Origin of the sequence: Streptomyces sp. NBC_00637, assembly GCF_045161545.1 — a bacterium.
Lineage (GTDB): Bacteria > Actinomycetota > Actinomycetes > Streptomycetales > Streptomycetaceae > Streptomyces.
Map to the genome: position 1 here is coordinate 3,889,518 of NZ_CP109046.1, position 15,314 is coordinate 3,904,831.

14 protein-coding genes are annotated in these 15,314 nt (G+C 72.0%); 5 read left to right on the forward strand and 9 right to left on the reverse strand.

What is annotated here, in order from left to right; translation table 11 throughout:
• Positions 1 to 114 precede the first annotated feature (114 nt).
• From OG440_RS16930 to OG440_RS16940, 3 genes are all read right to left on the reverse strand, one after another.
• Positions 115 to 780: a DUF5063 domain-containing protein gene (locus OG440_RS16930; RefSeq protein ID WP_406007656.1), complete on the reverse strand. Its 666-nt coding sequence runs from the start codon at positions 778 to 780 to the stop codon at positions 115 to 117.
• The gene (recR, locus tag OG440_RS16935; RefSeq protein ID WP_406007657.1) at positions 773 to 1,372 is read right to left on the reverse strand and encodes a recombination mediator RecR; all 600 of its coding nucleotides are present in this window, start codon (positions 1,370 to 1,372) and stop codon (positions 773 to 775) included. Before recR ends, OG440_RS16930 begins: the two co-directional genes overlap by 8 nt.
• A gap of 78 nt (positions 1,373 to 1,450) precedes the next feature.
• Positions 1,451 to 1,789, reverse strand: coding sequence for a YbaB/EbfC family nucleoid-associated protein (locus tag OG440_RS16940; protein ID WP_406007658.1), 339 nt, complete (start codon positions 1,787 to 1,789; stop codon positions 1,451 to 1,453).
• A gap of 320 nt (positions 1,790 to 2,109) precedes the next feature.
• Between OG440_RS16940 and OG440_RS16945 the strand changes: the two genes are divergently transcribed.
• Complete coding sequence (locus OG440_RS16945) at positions 2,110 to 2,844, forward strand: SLATT domain-containing protein (protein WP_406011378.1); 735 nt, start codon at positions 2,110 to 2,112, stop codon at positions 2,842 to 2,844.
• 71 nt (positions 2,845 to 2,915) lie between these two features.
• Here the strand turns inward: OG440_RS16945 and OG440_RS16950 are convergent, their stop codons facing one another.
• From OG440_RS16950 to OG440_RS16965, 4 genes are all read right to left on the reverse strand, one after another.
• The gene (locus OG440_RS16950) at positions 2,916 to 4,436 is read right to left on the reverse strand and encodes a substrate-binding domain-containing protein (protein ID WP_406007659.1); all 1,521 of its coding nucleotides are present in this window, start codon (positions 4,434 to 4,436) and stop codon (positions 2,916 to 2,918) included.
• A 101-nt stretch (positions 4,437 to 4,537) separates the two neighbouring features.
• Positions 4,538 to 6,430, reverse strand: coding sequence for a protein kinase domain-containing protein (locus OG440_RS16955; protein ID WP_406007660.1), 1,893 nt, complete (start codon positions 6,428 to 6,430; stop codon positions 4,538 to 4,540).
• Positions 6,431 to 6,523: 93 nt separating this feature from the next.
• On the reverse strand, positions 6,524 to 6,982 hold the full coding sequence (locus OG440_RS16960; RefSeq protein WP_406007661.1) for a MarR family winged helix-turn-helix transcriptional regulator: 459 nt from the start codon (positions 6,980 to 6,982) through the stop codon (positions 6,524 to 6,526).
• Positions 6,979 to 7,587: a DJ-1/PfpI family protein gene (locus OG440_RS16965; protein WP_406007662.1), complete on the reverse strand. Its 609-nt coding sequence runs from the start codon at positions 7,585 to 7,587 to the stop codon at positions 6,979 to 6,981. The genes OG440_RS16960 and OG440_RS16965 overlap by 4 nt, the downstream gene beginning before the upstream one ends.
• Before the next feature lie 203 nt (positions 7,588 to 7,790).
• Between OG440_RS16965 and OG440_RS16970 the strand changes: the two genes are divergently transcribed.
• The 4 genes from OG440_RS16970 to OG440_RS16985 all read left to right on the forward strand — a co-directional run bounded on the left by OG440_RS16970 (position 7,791) and on the right by OG440_RS16985 (position 13,289).
• Positions 7,791 to 9,146 (forward strand): aspartate aminotransferase family protein, encoded by a 1,356-nt coding sequence (locus OG440_RS16970; RefSeq protein WP_406007663.1) that lies wholly within the window; start codon positions 7,791 to 7,793, stop codon positions 9,144 to 9,146.
• 155 nt (positions 9,147 to 9,301) lie between these two features.
• Entirely contained in the window at positions 9,302 to 10,003 is a 702-nt protein-coding gene (locus OG440_RS16975; protein ID WP_406007664.1) for a GntR family transcriptional regulator, read from the forward strand.
• Entirely contained in the window at positions 10,000 to 12,579 is a 2,580-nt protein-coding gene (locus OG440_RS16980) for a glycosyltransferase (protein WP_406007665.1), read from the forward strand. The genes OG440_RS16975 and OG440_RS16980 overlap by 4 nt, the downstream gene beginning before the upstream one ends.
• A gap of 59 nt (positions 12,580 to 12,638) precedes the next feature.
• Positions 12,639 to 13,289, forward strand: coding sequence for a hypothetical protein (locus OG440_RS16985; protein WP_351766993.1), 651 nt, complete (start codon positions 12,639 to 12,641; stop codon positions 13,287 to 13,289).
• A gap of 20 nt (positions 13,290 to 13,309) precedes the next feature.
• Here the strand turns inward: OG440_RS16985 and OG440_RS16990 are convergent, their stop codons facing one another.
• Entirely contained in the window at positions 13,310 to 13,603 is a 294-nt protein-coding gene (locus OG440_RS16990) for a hypothetical protein (protein WP_406007666.1), read from the reverse strand.
• 268 nt (positions 13,604 to 13,871) lie between these two features.
• Positions 13,872 to 15,155, reverse strand: a complete 1,284-nt coding sequence (locus tag OG440_RS16995; protein ID WP_362270417.1) for an adenylosuccinate synthase — start codon at positions 15,153 to 15,155, stop codon at positions 13,872 to 13,874.
• Positions 15,156 to 15,314: the final 159 nt, after the last annotated feature.

The window sequence follows — 15,314 nt, forward strand, 5'->3', positions numbered from 1 at the left end:
GGGCTCGGATGGGCGAAGTCCGCGTCGGCATAAGGGTCTTCGCCGCGCTGCCTCACGTGCCCGGGCTCGTCTGGGAATCGGAGCCCGGGGAGCCCTCCGGTGAGCGCGGCGAGGTCAGCCCTTGACCGTGCCCAGGCCCAGCTGGCCGCCGATCTCCTCTTCCATGACCCGGCCCGCCTCGAACTCGAGGGTCTCGTCGCCCAGGGTCGACTGGTCGGTGTCGAGGCCGTTCAGTTCCTCGAGGGGCTGGTCCAGGCGGATGTGGGCGAGGACCGAGTGCAGGGCGCGCAGGGTCGCCGAGGCGGTGGAGCCCCAATTGGAGAAGTAGGAGAACTGCCACCACCACAGGGCCTCCGTGACGCGGCCCGCGCGGTAGTGGACCATGCCGTGGCGCAGGTCGGCGATGACGTCGGCGAGGTCGTCGGAGATCCGGGCCGGGACGGGCGCCTTGCGGGGCTCGTAGGGGTCGAAGACCTCCGAGTAGACGTCGACCGGCTCGAGGAGGCGGGCGAGGTTCTCGCGGAGCTCGTCGGCGTCCGGCTCGAAGCCGGGGTCGGGCTCGTAGCGCTCGTCGGGGACGATGTCCTCGTGGGCGCCGAGGCGGCCGCCGGCCAGGAGCAGCTGGGAGACCTCCAGGAGGAGGAAGGGGACCGCCAGGCCCGGCTCGTCGCCCTTCGCCACCTCCGTGACGGCTACCAGGAAGCTCTCGACCTGATCCGCGATCTGGACCGCGAAATCGTCGGGGTTGTGGTCGGTCGCGTGCAGCGTGGCGTCAGACATCTAGGAGTCGTCTCCCCTCGAAGGCGCGACCGAGGGTCACCTCGTCCGCGTATTCCAGGTCGCCGCCCACCGGGAGGCCGCTGGCCAGGCGGGTGACCTTCAGGCCCATGGGCTTGATCATGCGGGCGAGGTACGTGGCCGTCGCCTCGCCCTCCAGGTTCGGGTCGGTGGCCAGGATCAGCTCCATGACCGTCCCGTCGGCCAACCGCGCGAGAAGTTCTCGTATACGCAGGTCGTCCGGGCCGACACCTTCGATGGGGCTGATCGCGCCGCCCAGGACGTGGTACCTGCCGCGGAACTCGCGCGTGCGCTCGACCGCCACGACGTCCTTGGGTTCCTCGACGACGCAGATGACGCTCGGGTCGCGGCGCGGGTCGCGGCAGATGCCGCACAGCTCCTCCTGCGCCACGTTGCCGCAGGTCGCGCAGAAGCGGACCTTCGCCTTGACCTCCATCAGGCACTGCGCGAGCCGCCGTACGTCCGTCGGTTCCGCCTGGAGGATGTGGAAGGCGATCCGCTGCGCGCTCTTGGGACCGACGCCGGGCAGTCGCCCCAGCTCGTCGATGAGGTCCTGGACCACGCCTTCGTACAACGGACTGCCGTCCTTCCTGGGGTTCCTTGCGGTACGTACGGTAGTTGGCCGAGGGCTGTCTTAGAAAGGCCGAACGGCCTAGAAAGGCAGTCCCGGGATGCCGCCGCCCAGCCCCTGGGCCAGCGGGCCGAGCTTCTGCTGCTGGAGCGTCTGCGCGTTCTCGTTGGCCGCGTGGACGGCCGCGACGATCAGGTCGGCGAGCGTCTCGGTGTCCTCGGGGTCCACCGCCTTCGGGTCGATCCGCAGCGAGCGCAGCTCGCCCGAGCCGGTCACCGTGGCCTGCACCAGGCCGCCGCCCGCCTGTCCGTCGACCTCCGTGTTCGCCAGCTCCTCCTGGGCAAGGGCCAGGTCCTGCTGCATCTTCTGGGCCTGCTGGAGCAGCTGCTGCATGTTGGGCTGGCCACCACCGGGAATCACGATCAGCTCCTGTGTCCTACGACTGTCGGGCGTGCCTTCGGGCGGGTTTTTTCCCGCTCGGCACGAGCCTACGTGGTCTGTGCGGGTGTCGCCCCAGCACTCTTTCGAGTGAGTCGGGTGTGAGGCCTATACCTGATCAAGGCCCACTTCCGGGCGTAAAAGAGATGAAACCTTCCTCTTCGCCACCCATTGGGAGGTAGGAAAGGTCCGGCGCAGCAGCATCAGGCGTCACGGGTGTCACGCAACGTGAGCGGTCGCGGATCGGTCGGGATCAATCGGTCGGGATCAGTAGGGAGTGCCGGGTGGGTCAGCAGCCGGAGATGCAGCCCGAGGGTCCGCCCCAGGACGGGCGGAGTGAGGGCGCGGCCGGGCTGCGGCCGGGCGATCTGGCCGGGCGGACGTTTCCGCTCGGGGACTGGGGTGAGCCCGCCGAGCGGCTGGACGAGCTGTACCGGTGGGTGGAGCGCGGGGCGCTGGAGACCGCCGCCTGGTACCTCGCGGACCGGACGTGGAAGCGGCGCGGCGCCCGGGGCCTGCGCAGCGGGGCGGCGGCGGGGGCGGTGTGCGCGGCCGCGCTGCCGTTGCTGGACCTCACCCGGGTACTGGGCGATGTCGCCGCCTGGGGGTATCTGGCGTTGCTGCTCGCGGTGGCGTGTGTGGCGGTGGACCGGTTCTTCGGCGTGACGTCCGGCTGGATAAGGGATGTGGCCACCGCGCAGGCGGTGCAGCGCCGGCTTCAGGTGCTCCAGTTCGACTGGGCCTCGGAGAGCGTCCGGGAGGTGCTCGGCCCGGCGGAGGGCACGGCCGGCGAGGCCGCGGAACGGTGCCTGGCGGTGCTGCGGCGGTTCTCAGAGGACGTGGCGGAGCTGGTGCGGACGGAGACGGCGGACTGGATGGTCGAGTTCCGGACCGGGCCGGCGCCGATGGGGATCCAGGGCGCGGTCGTCTCCGGCGGGCGGACGGACCCGGGCGGAGGGTACGGGCGGTTCCCGATGCCGCCGGGGGCGAACGCCCGGCCGAACATGCCCCGCCAGCGGCCGCCGGAGCCTCGCTGAGGACCGGCTCCGCCGGAGGGAGGACACCACGGACGGCCGTCGGGTCCCGGGGGTGGTCGGGGGCAGTGGCTTCACCGGCACAGGCGCATGCCCTCCGGGGTCCAGCACGGCAGGTGGCCGTGGGTGCGGATCACGTCCTGGCCGTTGCCCCGGGTGAGGTAGGTCAGGAAGCTCGACGCCAGGGAATCGGCCGGGGGGCGGCCGTAGGTGTAGGCGTACTCGATCTCGCGGTACGGGTAGTCGCTCGTGCCGTGTTCGATGGCGTCGACGGAGGGCGGGTCGCCGCCCAGGTCGAGCGGGTGCAGGCCCTTCGCGCGTTCGGCGAGGTTGAGCTCGCTGTAGCCGATCGCGCCGGGGGTGGCGGCGACCGTGGACAGCACCTGGTCGGTGGAGTCGAGTTCGCAGCGGACGACGGGGGCCGTCGGGTCGTCCTTGTGGACGCAGTCGACGGACGAGTTCGCGATCTCGCCGCGGCCCAGCACCCGCCGTTGGAACACCTGCCGGGTCCCGGAGTTGGCGTCCCGGCTGACCAGGACCACGGGCAGGTCCGGGCCGCCGACCTCCTCCCAGTTGGTGATCTGCCCCAGGTACAGCCGCCGTACGTCCGCCGTGGAGAGGTTCTTCAGCGGGACGTCGTCGTGGACGACGAGCGCGAACACGGACACGGCGACACGGTTCTCGCGCAGTGCGTCGAGCCCGGTCGGCTTGGGGCCGTCGGAGAGGGCGACGACCGGCGGGGAGCCCTTCCCGTCCGCGGCGGCCGCGGCGAGTTCCCGGATCCCGGCCGTCGAGCCGTGCGGGTCCACGGTGATCCGGGCACCCTCGCAGTCGTTCCGGTACTTGGCCGCGACCTCCCGGATCACCGGTGCGAACGCGGTCGAGCCGGTCACGGTGAGCGCGCCGCGCTCGCAGCCGACCGGGGGCGGTGCGTCCCGGACGACGACGATCGCCGCGAGGGTGACCACACAGACCGTGAGCAGGATGGAGATCAGCCGGGCGGCCCGGCTGAACAGCGGCGGGGTGTCGTCCGGGGTCGCGCTGCGGTTGGGATGCACCTCGCCGTCGCGCAGGCCGCCGTACAGCCGTATCCCCCGCCCGACGTCGCCGCCGGACAGCAGCACGAGCAGCTTGAAGTGCTCGCGGGGGTTGAGCGGGACGCGCGGGATGCGCAGGGTGTTGCCCTCGTAGCCGAAGCCCCGGTCCGCGGTGAAGTGGTCCATGAGGTGGTCGGTGTCGGTCGGCTGGGTGACCGAGACCCCGCGGATGGTGCGGTCGGTGAAGACGGCGGTCAGACCGTGGCGTTCGGGTCCCGTGTAGTCGTCGCGGGCGATGCCCTGCGAGCCGTCGTTCTCGATGCGCAGCAGGACGAGGGTCGCGTCGGACATGCCGGGTGCCTCGTCGAAGAGGCCGAGACGGCGGTTGGGGCGGCCGGATCTGACGTCGTCGCCGATCGGGTTGTCCATCTGCACCCGGTAGCCGACCCGCTTCCGGCGCGGCACCCGTCGTTCGTACCAGACCATGATCCCGGACGCGACGATGCCCACGAAGGCCGTCCCCACGGCCACCACGTTCTCAGCGTTCAGCCACTCCACTGTGGGCGCCCCCGCGACTCCCGCCGGCCTGGTCGTAGGGGGTCACCGTATGTCCGTCCGGTGGGACATTCCGGACCCGTCGACCGACGTTCGCCCGACGTTCACCGCCGGGTGTAGGTCAGTTTCTCCCCGGTGCCGGTGTTCACCCGGCGCAGCGTGCCGTCGGCGAGCAGGGTGACCTCGGAGGCGGCGCCGGGGCTGCACGAGGAAAGGGGTTCACCGGCGGTGACCTTGGACGGGCCTATCGCCAACGGGCCGTCGGCGCCCGGCCGTTCGGAGAGGGTGGCGCTGAACTCGCAGTGGTAGCCGTCCCCGTCGGCGACGAGGGCGAGCACCGCGTCGCCCACCTTGCCCTGGGCGAGGGTCAGCCGGCGCGTGTTCGTGCCGCTCTCGTTCTCGATCGTGGTGGTCCAGGTGCCGAGGTAGGCCGCCGGGACCGCCCCGTCCGTCGGGGACGCGGACGGAGAGGCCGAGGGAGACGCGGACGCGTCGGGCGGGGGCAGTTCCGAGGCCTTCGCGGAGGACGGCGTCGAGCCGCCGGAGGTGGTGGGCGCCGCGTTCGCGGTGGCATCGCCGTCACCGTGCATGAACGCGTACACCGAGCCGCCCGCGGCGAGCGCGACCACCAGGGCGACCGCGACGAGCAGGGCGGTGGTCCGGCCGCTGCGGCGCGGCGACTCGGGTGGACCCGCGGGGTCGGCCGGCCCGTACGGGTCGTACCCGGGGGTGCTGCCGGGACCCGCGGCGGCGCCGGTGCCGTCCGCGTAGGGGTTGTACGGCGCTGCCCGGCCCGGGTCCGCGGACCAGGCGGCCGGCTGATGGGGGTGGCCGTACAGCTGCGGATGCTGCTGGGCGTGGCCGTACACCGGGTGGGCAGGGGCGGCCTGCCCACCGGGCGGGCCTGGCTGCGCCGGGATGCCGTCGGCGCCCGCGACCAGCGTGGGCCGGTGGTACGGCGAGGGCGCCGCGCCGCGCGGACCGGAGTGCTGCGGGGAGGCCTCCGCACCGGCCGCCGAGTGGTCCAGGAGGGTGGGGCGCGCCGGGTAGCCGGAGGGGGAGGAACCCGTGCCCTCCGGGTCCTCCACCTCCAGCAGCCGTACGGCGTGACGGCCGAGCTGCGCCACGAGGGCGCCGGGCAGCCAGGGGTCGCGGGAGCGGCCGTCGGCGACGGTGTCGTCGACGCCGGTGAGTTCCAGGACGCGGTCGAGGGAGGGGCGGGCGGCCGGGTCCTTGCGCAGACAGGCGCGGACCAGGTCGGCGATGCCCTCGGGGACGCCCGAGAGGTCGGGTTCGTCCTCGGCGATGCGGAACATCAGCGCGGATGCCCCGCTGTCGGCGGAACCGAAGGGCAGGGCGCCGGTGGCGGCGTAGGTGATGACCGAGCCGAGGCAGAAGACGTCGCCGGCGGGTGTGACCGGGGCGCCGCGCAGCTGCTCGGGGGCCATGAAGCCGGGCGAGCCGATCACCGCGCCGGTCTGGGTCAGCCGGCTGTCGCCGGTCACGCTCTCCAGCGCCCGGGCGACACCGAAGTCGATGACCCGGGGCCCTTCGATGGTGACCATCACGTTGGACGGCTTGAGGTCACGGTGGACGATCCCGGCGGCGTGGATGTTGGCCAGCGCGTGCGCGAGCCCGGCGGCGAGGATGCGCACCGACCGCTCGGGCAGCGGACCGTGGTCGTGGCTCACGACCTGCTGGAGGCTCGGTCCTGCGACATAGCCGGTGGCGACCCAGGGCACGGCGGCCTCGGTGTCGGCGTCCAGGACGGGCGCGGTCCAGAACCCGCCGACCCGCTGCGCGCTGCGGACCTCCTGCCGGAACCTGGCCCGGAACTCCTCACGCGCGGCGAGCTCCCGCCGGACCAGCTTCACGGCGACGGTGCGCCCGCGGTCCGAGCGGGCGAGGTAGACCTGCCCCATGCCGCCCGCGCCCAGCCGCGCGAGCAGCCGGTAGCCGCCGATGCGCTGCGGGTCCTCCGGGCCCAGCTTCTCCATCGCAGCGCCGCCTTTCCCGCACATGTGTGATCGAGACATGTGCATTCCAGCCGAGAATAATCCGGCCGTTCGGGGAGTAGTGCCGCGCGGTGTCTACGGTTGCGTAACAGCGGGCTCCAGTTCGTCCAGCACCTTGGACAACCGTTCCAGTACGTGTACGGCCTGGGCGAGCTCCGCCTCCCCGTACGCCTCCGCCAGCCGGTCGGCGAGGGCCGCGTGCCCGGGGTCGATGCGGGCGACGGCGGCCCGCCCCGCCTGCGTGGGCGCGAGCAGCTTGGCGCGCCGGTGGGCGGGGTTGGGCCGGTACTCCGCGAGGCCCTGCTCCACCAGCAGGTCGGCGACGCGCTGGACGCTCTGCCGGGTGATGCCCATGGCGCGGGCGATCCCGGACACGGGCAGCGGGTCGCCGAGGACCGCGCCGAGCACCTGCCACCGGGCGGCGGTGAGCCCGGCGGGCCCCGCCAGCTCCTCCGCCACGGCGAGGAACCGGCCGTTCAGCCGGAACACCCCGAGGGCGCTGCGGCTGAGCAGATCCTGTCGTTCACGGCTCACCGGCCGGCAGTCGCCTTCTCCAGTACCGCGTACGCGGCCGCGTCGGAGTCGTGGAACAGCCGGTACCAGGCGTCCAGCACCTCGCCCTCGTAGACGCCGAGGAGGCGGAAGATCTCGCGGGCGAAGGCGACCGGCTCGGTCGGGCCGGCGGTGATCAGGCCCGCGTCGGTGACGGCGTCCGCCTCGACGTACCGTTCGCCGCCCGCGTAGCCGGTCGCGGCCAGGTAGAAGGAGACCGCGCCGGTGTGGTCCCGGTCGTCGAGCAGTCCCTCGCGGGCGAGTCCCGCGGTGGCTCCGCAGATCGCGGCGACGGGCACCCCGGCGTCGAGGAACGCGCGTGCCGTGCGGGCGAAGGGCGCGAGGTCGCCGGAGGTGTCCCAGAGGTCGGCGCCCGGCAGGATCAGCAGCGAGCTGTCCTCGGGCCGTACGGCGTCCAGCGCCAGGTCGGGCAGGATCCGCAGGCCGCCGGCGCTGACCACCGGCTCCCCCGATCCGCCGACCGTCCGGATCTCGTACCCGTTGCGCGCGAGGTAGGCCGTCGCGAACCCCGTCTCCCAGTCGGCGAGCGTGTCGTACACGGCGAGATGCACCGGCTTGCGGCTCATGGCTCCTCCTCGCGAGCGAATCCTTATGACAGCAGACTGCCATTTGGACAGTAGACTGTCAACATCGACCGGAAGCCCCGGGCTCCGTCGTCCGGCCCATGGCGCGCCCCTCCTCACGCCCGACAACCTGTCGCGGAATCGCCCCGTCCACGGAACAGGACGCCGATACCGCTTCCGCATCGCGGACATTTACGCTCACTGGCATGACCCCTCAGTCCAGCCCCCAGGCCGGCGCCGCCGTGAAGGCCGCGGACCGCGCGCATGTCTTCCACTCCTGGTCCGCCCAGGAGCTCATCGACCCGCTCGCCGTGGCCGGCGCGGAGGGGTCGTACTTCTGGGACTACGACGGCAAGCGGTACCTCGACCTCACCAGCGGGCTCGTCTACGCCAACATCGGCTACCAGCACCCGAAGGTCGTCGCCGCGATCCAGGAGCAGGCCGCGCACCTGACCACCTTCGCGCCCGCCTTCGCGGTCGAGGCCCGTTCGGAGGCGGCCCGGCTGATCGCCGAGCGGACCCCCGGCGACCTGGACAAGATCTTCTTCACCAACGGCGGGGCCGACGCGGTCGAGCACGCCGTGCGCATGGCCCGGCTGCACACCGGCCGCCCCAAGGTGCTGTCCGCCTACCGCTCGTACCACGGCGGCACCCAGCAGGCCGTGAACCTCACCGGCGACCCGCGCCGCTGGGCCTCCGACAGCGCGACGGCCGGGGTCGTCCACTTCTGGGCGCCCTACCTGTACCGCTCCCGCTTCTACGCGGAGACGGAGGAGCAGGAGACCGCGCGGGCGCTCGAACACCTGGAGACGACGATCGCCTTCGAGGGGCCGGGGACGATCGCCGCGATCATCCTGGAGACCATCCCCGGCACCGCCGGGATCATGGTCCCGCCGCCCGGCTATCTGGCCGGGGTGCGCGAACTCTGCGACACGTACGGGATCGTCTTCGTCCTGGACGAGGTCATGGCCGGGTTCGGACGCACCGGTGAGTGGTTCGCGGCCGACCTGTTCGGCGTGACGCCCGACCTGATGACCTTCGCCAAGGGCGTGAACAGCGGATACGTGCCGCTGGGCGGGGTCGCCGTCTCGGGCGCGATCGCGGAGACCTTCGCCCGGCGGCCCTATCCGGGCGGCCTGACGTACTCCGGGCACCCACTGGCCTGTGCGGCCGCCGTCGCGACGATCAACGTCATGGCGGAGGAGGGCATCGTCGAGAACGCGAAGAACCTGGGCGCCTCGGTCGTCGAGCCGGGGCTGCGGGAACTGGCCGCGCGGCACGGATGCGTCGGCGAGGTCCGCGGCGTCGGCATGTTCTGGGCCCTCGAACTGGTGAAGAACCGGGAGACCCGCGAGCCGCTCGTGCCGTACAACGCGGCGGGCGAGGCCAACGCGGCCATGGCCGCCTTCGGCGCGGCCGCCAAGAAGGCCGGGGTGTGGCCATTCGTGAACATGAACCGCACCCACTTCGTGCCGCCGCTCAACGTCTCCGAGTCCGAGGTCAAGGAGGGCCTCGCGGCCCTGGACGCGGCGCTCTCGGTGGCCGACGAGTACACGGACTAGACCGGGCGGGGACGCGTTTTTCGTCCCGTCGGCGGGCCGGTGGCCGGGAGCCACTCGTCCAAGGTCTTGATTTCGTCGAACGCGTAAGGTGGCGTGCTCGTACATACCGACGAGCACGCCGCTTTCCCGCACCCGACGATGGAGACGCCCCGACCATGCCCGGCAGCACCGGCAACGGAGCCGTGACGCGCAGCACCCTGCGACAGCAGATCGCCGACGCGCTGCGCGACGAGGTGCTGGGGGGACGGCTCCAGCCGGGCCAGGAGTTCACCGTCAAGGAGATCGCCGAGCAGTACGGCGTCTCCGCGACCCCCGTCCGCGAGGCCCTCGTCGACCTCTCCGCGCAGGGCCTTCTGGAGGCCGACCAGCACCGGGGCTTCCGGGTCCACGAGTACTCCGTCGAGGACTTCCGGGGCATGATCGAGGCGCGCAGCCTGATCATCGAGGGAATGTTCCTCGCCCTGGACGAGGGCCGGCAGCACCACCACAACTACGAGGACCCGCGGACCGCCGCCGCCATAGCGGGGGTGCGCCGCCGCGGCGAGGAGGCCCAGCGGGCCGCGTCCGCCGGCGACCTCACCGTCCTCATCGGCTACGACCTGCGCTTCTGGCGCGAACTGAGCTCCCTGTTCGGCAACCCCTACCTCGCCGACTTCCTGCACCGGCTGCGCCTCCAGTCCTGGGTCTGCACGGTGCAGCACCTGCGCCGGCCGACCGATCTGCGCGGCCGGCTGTGGTCCGGCCACACCGAACTGGTCGACGCCCTGTACGACCGCGACACCACCACCGCCCGGGCGATGCTCGCCGCGTACAACGACGACTCCATGGCCCTGATCGAGCGACTGGCGGCGCAATGAGCAGGGCGGACGCCCTCGACCCGCCCGCCCCCGGCACTCCCGCCACCCGCACCCCCGACACACCCGTTCGCGGCACCCCCGGCGCCTCCGCCTCCGGCACGCCCGATCCCCGTGCCGGCACGCGTCCCCGCGGACCCGCTCCCGCGCACCGCACCGCGCCCGTCGAACTCTCCGTCGTCATCCCCGCCTTCAACGAGGAGCGCCGGCTCGGCCGCACCCTGGACGCCGTCACCCGCTACCTCGAAGCGCCCGGGAGCCACTGGCGCACCTGGGAGATCCTGGTCGCCGACGACGGTTCCACCGACGCCACCCGTGAGCTGGTCACCGTCCGCCGCGACCCCCGGGTGAAGCTCGTCGCGGGCTCCGGCAACCGGGGCAAGGGCCACGCCCTGCGCCGCGGCGTCGCCGCCGGCCGGGGCCGCCAGGTGCTGGTCATGGACGCCGATCTCGCCACTCCGGTCGAGGAGTTGGAGCGCCTGGAGAAGGCGCTCGCCGACGGCAACGCGGCGGCGATCGGCTCGCGTGCCGTATCCGGCGCGACCCTCGGCGAGCGCCAGCACCGGATACGCGAACTCGCCGGCCGGGCGGGCAACCTGCTCATACGCCGGACGACCCTGCGGGGCACGCGCGACACCCAGTGCGGGTTCAAGCTGTTCGACGGCGACAAGGCGCGCGCCGCCTTCGCCGCCTCCCGCCTGAACGGCTGGGCCATCGACGTGGAGGTACTGCGCCACTTCCAGCGGGTCGGCTGGCCGGTCGCCGAGGTGCCCGTGCACTGGTCGCACCAGCCCGGCTCGAAGGTCCGTCCGGCGGACTACCTCCGGGTCCTGCGCGATCTGGTCCGGCTCCGGATCCCGGTGCCGAGACCCGCGGACGTCGTCGCCGTCCTGCTGTTCCTCGCCATGGCGGTGGCCCTGTGCTCCGGCCGCCTCCTCGACCCGGCCCACCGCTATCTCACCGACTCCCTCCAGGACCAGAACCAGTGGGAGTGGTTCTTCGCGGTGACCGCCGACAACATCGCCCACCTGCGCAATCCCCTGTTCACCGGCCTCCAGGGCGCCCCGGACGGCGTGAACCTGATGGCCAACACCACGATGCCGGGCCTGTCCGTCCCGCTCACGCCCGTCACGCTGCTGCTCGGACCGGCCGTCACGCTCAGCCTGGTGATGACGCTGGGCCTGGCCGCGACGGCCGTCGCCTGGTACCGGCTGATCGTGAGACGGCTGGTCCGCCAGCGCGCTGCCGCCTTCGCCGGAGCCGCGCTGGCCACGTTCGCGCCGCCCATGATCAGCCACGCCAACGCGCACCCGAACTTCGTCGTGCTGTTCATGATCCCGCCGATCATCGAACGCGCGCTGCGCCTCACGGCCGGTGACCGGGTCACCCGCGACGCGGTCGCCCTCGGCCTGATGGCGGCCTGGCAGTTCTTCCTCGGCGAGGAGCCGCTGCTGCTCGCCGCGATGGGCATGCTGCTGTTCGCCGCCGCCTACGCGGCCGTGCGCCCCGACGTCGCACGCCAGGCCGCCCGGCCCCTGCTGAACGGCCTCGCGGTCGCCGCCGCCGTCTGCCTCCCGATCGTCGTCTACCCGCTGGCCTGGCAGTTCTCCGGCCCGCAGAGCTATACCGGCATCGACCACGGCAGCGCGCCAGGCGTCGCCAACTCCGTCCGGGCCCTGCTCTCCTTCGCCGAGCGCTCCCTGATCGCGGGCGACGCCCACCGCGCCGACGCCCTCTCCCTGAACCCGACCGAGCAGAACGCCTTCTACGGCTGGCCGCTGGTCCTGCTCGCGTTCGCGATCACGGTGGGGCTGTGGCGGCGGCCCGCGGTCCGGGCGCTGGCCGCCACGGCGGCGGCCGCGGCCGTGCTGTCCCTCGGCTCGCGCGTCCCCCTCCCGTTCACCGACACCACCGTCCCCGGCCCCTGGTCCCTGCTCGCGGGGCTGCCTCTCTTCGACTCGGTCGTCGAGAGCCGGGTGGCGCTGGTCTGTGCCCCGCCGCTGGGCATGCTGCTCGCGCTGGCGGTCGACCGTCTCGCCCGGGCCCGCCGGCTGGGCACGCCGTACGCCGGTCTGCTCGCCGTCTGCCTGGCCCTGCTCCCCCTCGTCCCCGCCCCGCTGAGGTCCGAGCCGCGCGCCGAGGTGCCCGCCTTCTTCACCGACGGCGCCTGGAAGACGTACGTCCGGGGCGACGAGACGCTGGTCCCGGTGCCGCTCGCCGACCCCGAGGACGCCGAGGCGCTGCACTGGCAGACGGCGGCCGGCCTCGGCTTCCGGATGCCCGGCGGCTACTTCAACGGCCCCTACGGCGACGGCGACCGCAGCGGCGTCTACGGCGTCCCGCTGCGCTTCACGGCGGGTCTGCTGCGGGACGTGCGGTCCACGGGCGTGGTCCCGGTGATCGACGACAGGGCCCGGGCCGAGACCCGCGAGGACCTCGCGTACTGGCGGGCGGGTGCGCTGGTGCTGGCCCCGCAACCGCACGGGGACCGGCTGCGTGAGACGGTGGAGAAGCTGGTCGGCCGACCGGGTAGGAGGGTGGCCGGAGTGTGGGTATGGGACCTGCACGAGGGGAGCTGATGCGGGTAGCACCGACTAGTCTTCCCTGACCGGTCAACGTACTGAGTGAGGAGCTCTCTTTGGCCTGTGACCTGTGGCTGGTGCCGCTCGTCGACGTGTTGTGCCACACCCCCGACAATCCCTTCGCCGACGAACTCGCCCAGTACAACAAGGTGCTGGCCGAGGCGGGTCTGCCGCCCGTGCCGGTGTACCAGTACATGCCGGGGCTGTCCGGCGAGGTCGCCCCGGTGGCCGGCTTCGACTACGACGCCCTGCACTTCCTGCGCCGCGCCTACCTCCTCCAGGTGTGCGGGCTGCCGGTGACCCCGGTGGACGAGCTGGGCGGCGACTACGAGCAGCTCCTGGAGATGTTCGAGGCGACGGCCCAGCAGTCGCACCTGGTCTGGCACTACGACCACGCGGGCGCGTACGTTCCCGTCGACTTCCCGCAGCCCCTGTCCAACGACGAACTCCTCGCGGGCGGCGGGCCGCTGGGTTCCGCGCAGTCCCTGCTGCGGGAGCTGGAGTTCGTGGCCCCGTCGATCGGCATCGATCCGGCCAATCCGCCGTTGGCGCCGCAACCTCCCTCCGGACCCACGGAGTTGGAGGAGCCGGCCGTTCCGGCGCCGTACGATTCCAGCCCCTTCGCGCGCGAGCGGCACGTCTGGCTGGGGCTGCACGCGGCGGCGACGCGGAGTCTGGCGCAGGGGTCGATGATCGTGTTCAGCTGAGCGGCCGATCGGGTGGGCGGTCAACGGCCGAGCTGCGAGAGGCCCTTCTGTACGTCCTCCCTGTTCATCACCGGGGTGTAGGAGACCTCTGCCCCGAGGTTGAGGAAGAACGGCTCGCTGAACACGGGCATCTGCGCACTCTCTTCCATGTCGAAGAACATGAAGGCGGTGCGGCGGCCGTTCTCGGCGGTGAAGTAGGCGGCCTCGGGCTTGAGCTGCGCCATGGACTCCTCGATCAGCTTCCCGAGGGTCCCGTTCCGGATGGCCTCGTTCGCCTTCTCGGTGTCCATGGTCGCCTTCAGCATCATGCGCATCGCAGTCACTTCCTTCTGGTCGACACACACGCGTACCAACCTCAGGATATGCCCGTATGCGGCATTTATCCCTACTGCGGGACCGGTCGGCCGACTCGGAAGACGGCCGTGCCGGCCTGCGTCGGCCTCCAGGTCAAGGACGTGACGGCGAACGGACCTCGGGCCGGTCGAGGATGTCCGAGACCGGCCCGAGCCGCCATGCCGCCGCCGGCACCGCACGCGGCCGCCGGGGCCGAGCCGCCGCCGGGACCGCGTGCCGCCGCCGTGATTACAGGAACGAGTTGATCTGGATCGTCTCGTCCCGGCCCGGGCCCACGCCGATCGCGGAGATCGGGGCGCCGGACATCTCCTCCAGCGCCTTGACGTACGCCTGGGCGTTCTTCGGCAGGTCGGAGAACGACTTCGCCTTGGTGATGTCCTCGGACCAGCCGGGCAGGGTCTCGTAGATCGGCTTCGCGTGGTGGAAGTCGCTCTGCGAGTACGGGAGTTCCTCGACGCGCTTGCCGTCGATCTCGTACGCCACGCAGACCGGGATCTGCTCCCAGCCGGTCAGGACGTCGAGCTTCGTCAGGAAGAAGTCCGTCAGACCGTTCACGCGGGTCGCGTAGCGGGCGATGACCGCGTCGAACCAGCCGCAGCGGCGGTCACGGCCGGTCGTGACACCCCGCTCGCCGCCGATGCGGCGCAGCGCCTCGCCGTCCTCGTCGAACAGCTCGGTCGGGAAGGGACCCGAGCCGACGCGGGTCGTGTAGGCCTTCAGGATGCCGATGACCCGGCTGATCTTCGTCGGGCCCACGCCCGCGCCCGTGCAGGCGCCGCCCGCGGTCGGGTTCGACGAGGTGACGAAGGGATACGTGCCGTGGTCGATGTCGAGGAGGGTGCCCTGACCACCCTCGAAGAGGACGACCTTGTCCGCCTCCAGCGCCTGGTTGAGGAGCAGGACCGTGTCGGTGACGTACGGAGCGAGCTTCTCCGCGTACCCCAGCAGTTCCTCGACGACCTGGTCGACGGCGATCGCGCGGCGGTTGTACAGCTTCGTCAGCAGCTGGTTCTTGCCGTCGAGCGCCGCCTCCACCTTCTGGGTCAGGATCGACTCGTCGTAGAGGTCCTGGACCCGGATGCCGACCCGGTTGATCTTGTCGGCGTAGGTCGGGCCGATGCCGCGGCCGGTGGTGCCGATCTTGCGCTTTCCGAGGAAGCGTTCCGTCACCTTGTCGACAGTGACGTTGTACGGGGTGATGATGTGCGCGTTGCCGCTGATCAGCAGCTTCGACGTGTCGACGCCGCGCTCGTTCAGACCGCTCAGCTCGGAGAGCAGGACCGACGGGTCGACAACGACACCGTTACCGATGACCGGCGTACAGCCGGGTGACAGAATTCCCGAAGGGAGCAGGTGGAGTGCGTACTTCTGGTCGCCCACGACGACCGTGTGGCCGGCGTTGTTGCCGCCCTGGTAACGCACTACGTAATCCACCGAGCCACCGAGAAGGTCGGTGGCCTTTCCCTTGCCTTCGTCACCCCACTGAGCACCGAGCAGCACAAGTGCGGGCACGCGCGTACACCCCTTCCGGGTGGGGCATGTCCAAGGCCAGGGGCGTACGCGGTGGCTCTTTCCACCGCGTGCACCGCGTGCACCGCGACCGTCGTCGGTCGCCGCTTGTCGGACCCGGATGCCCCGGAATAGACCAAGCCCCTGGCGCAATAGCGCAAG

Excerpts from the sequence above, each read along its gene's own strand:
- OG440_RS16930 (WP_406007656.1), bottom strand. The coding sequence starts at position 780 with ATGTCTGACGCCACGCTGCACGCGACCGACCACAACCCCGACGATTTC.
- OG440_RS16945 (WP_406011378.1), top strand. The coding sequence starts at position 2,110 with ATGCAGCCCGAGGGTCCGCCCCAGGACGGGCGGAGTGAGGGCGCGGCC.
- OG440_RS16955 (WP_406007660.1), bottom strand. The coding sequence starts at position 6,430 with ATGGAGAAGCTGGGCCCGGAGGACCCGCAGCGCATCGGCGGCTACCGG.
- OG440_RS16965 (WP_406007662.1), bottom strand. The coding sequence starts at position 7,587 with ATGAGCCGCAAGCCGGTGCATCTCGCCGTGTACGACACGCTCGCCGAC.
- OG440_RS16970 (WP_406007663.1), top strand. The coding sequence starts at position 7,791 with ATGACCCCTCAGTCCAGCCCCCAGGCCGGCGCCGCCGTGAAGGCCGCG.
- OG440_RS16975 (WP_406007664.1), top strand. The coding sequence starts at position 9,302 with ATGCCCGGCAGCACCGGCAACGGAGCCGTGACGCGCAGCACCCTGCGA.
- OG440_RS16980 (WP_406007665.1), top strand. The coding sequence starts at position 10,000 with ATGAGCAGGGCGGACGCCCTCGACCCGCCCGCCCCCGGCACTCCCGCC.
- OG440_RS16990 (WP_406007666.1), bottom strand. The coding sequence starts at position 13,603 with ATGCGCATGATGCTGAAGGCGACCATGGACACCGAGAAGGCGAACGAG.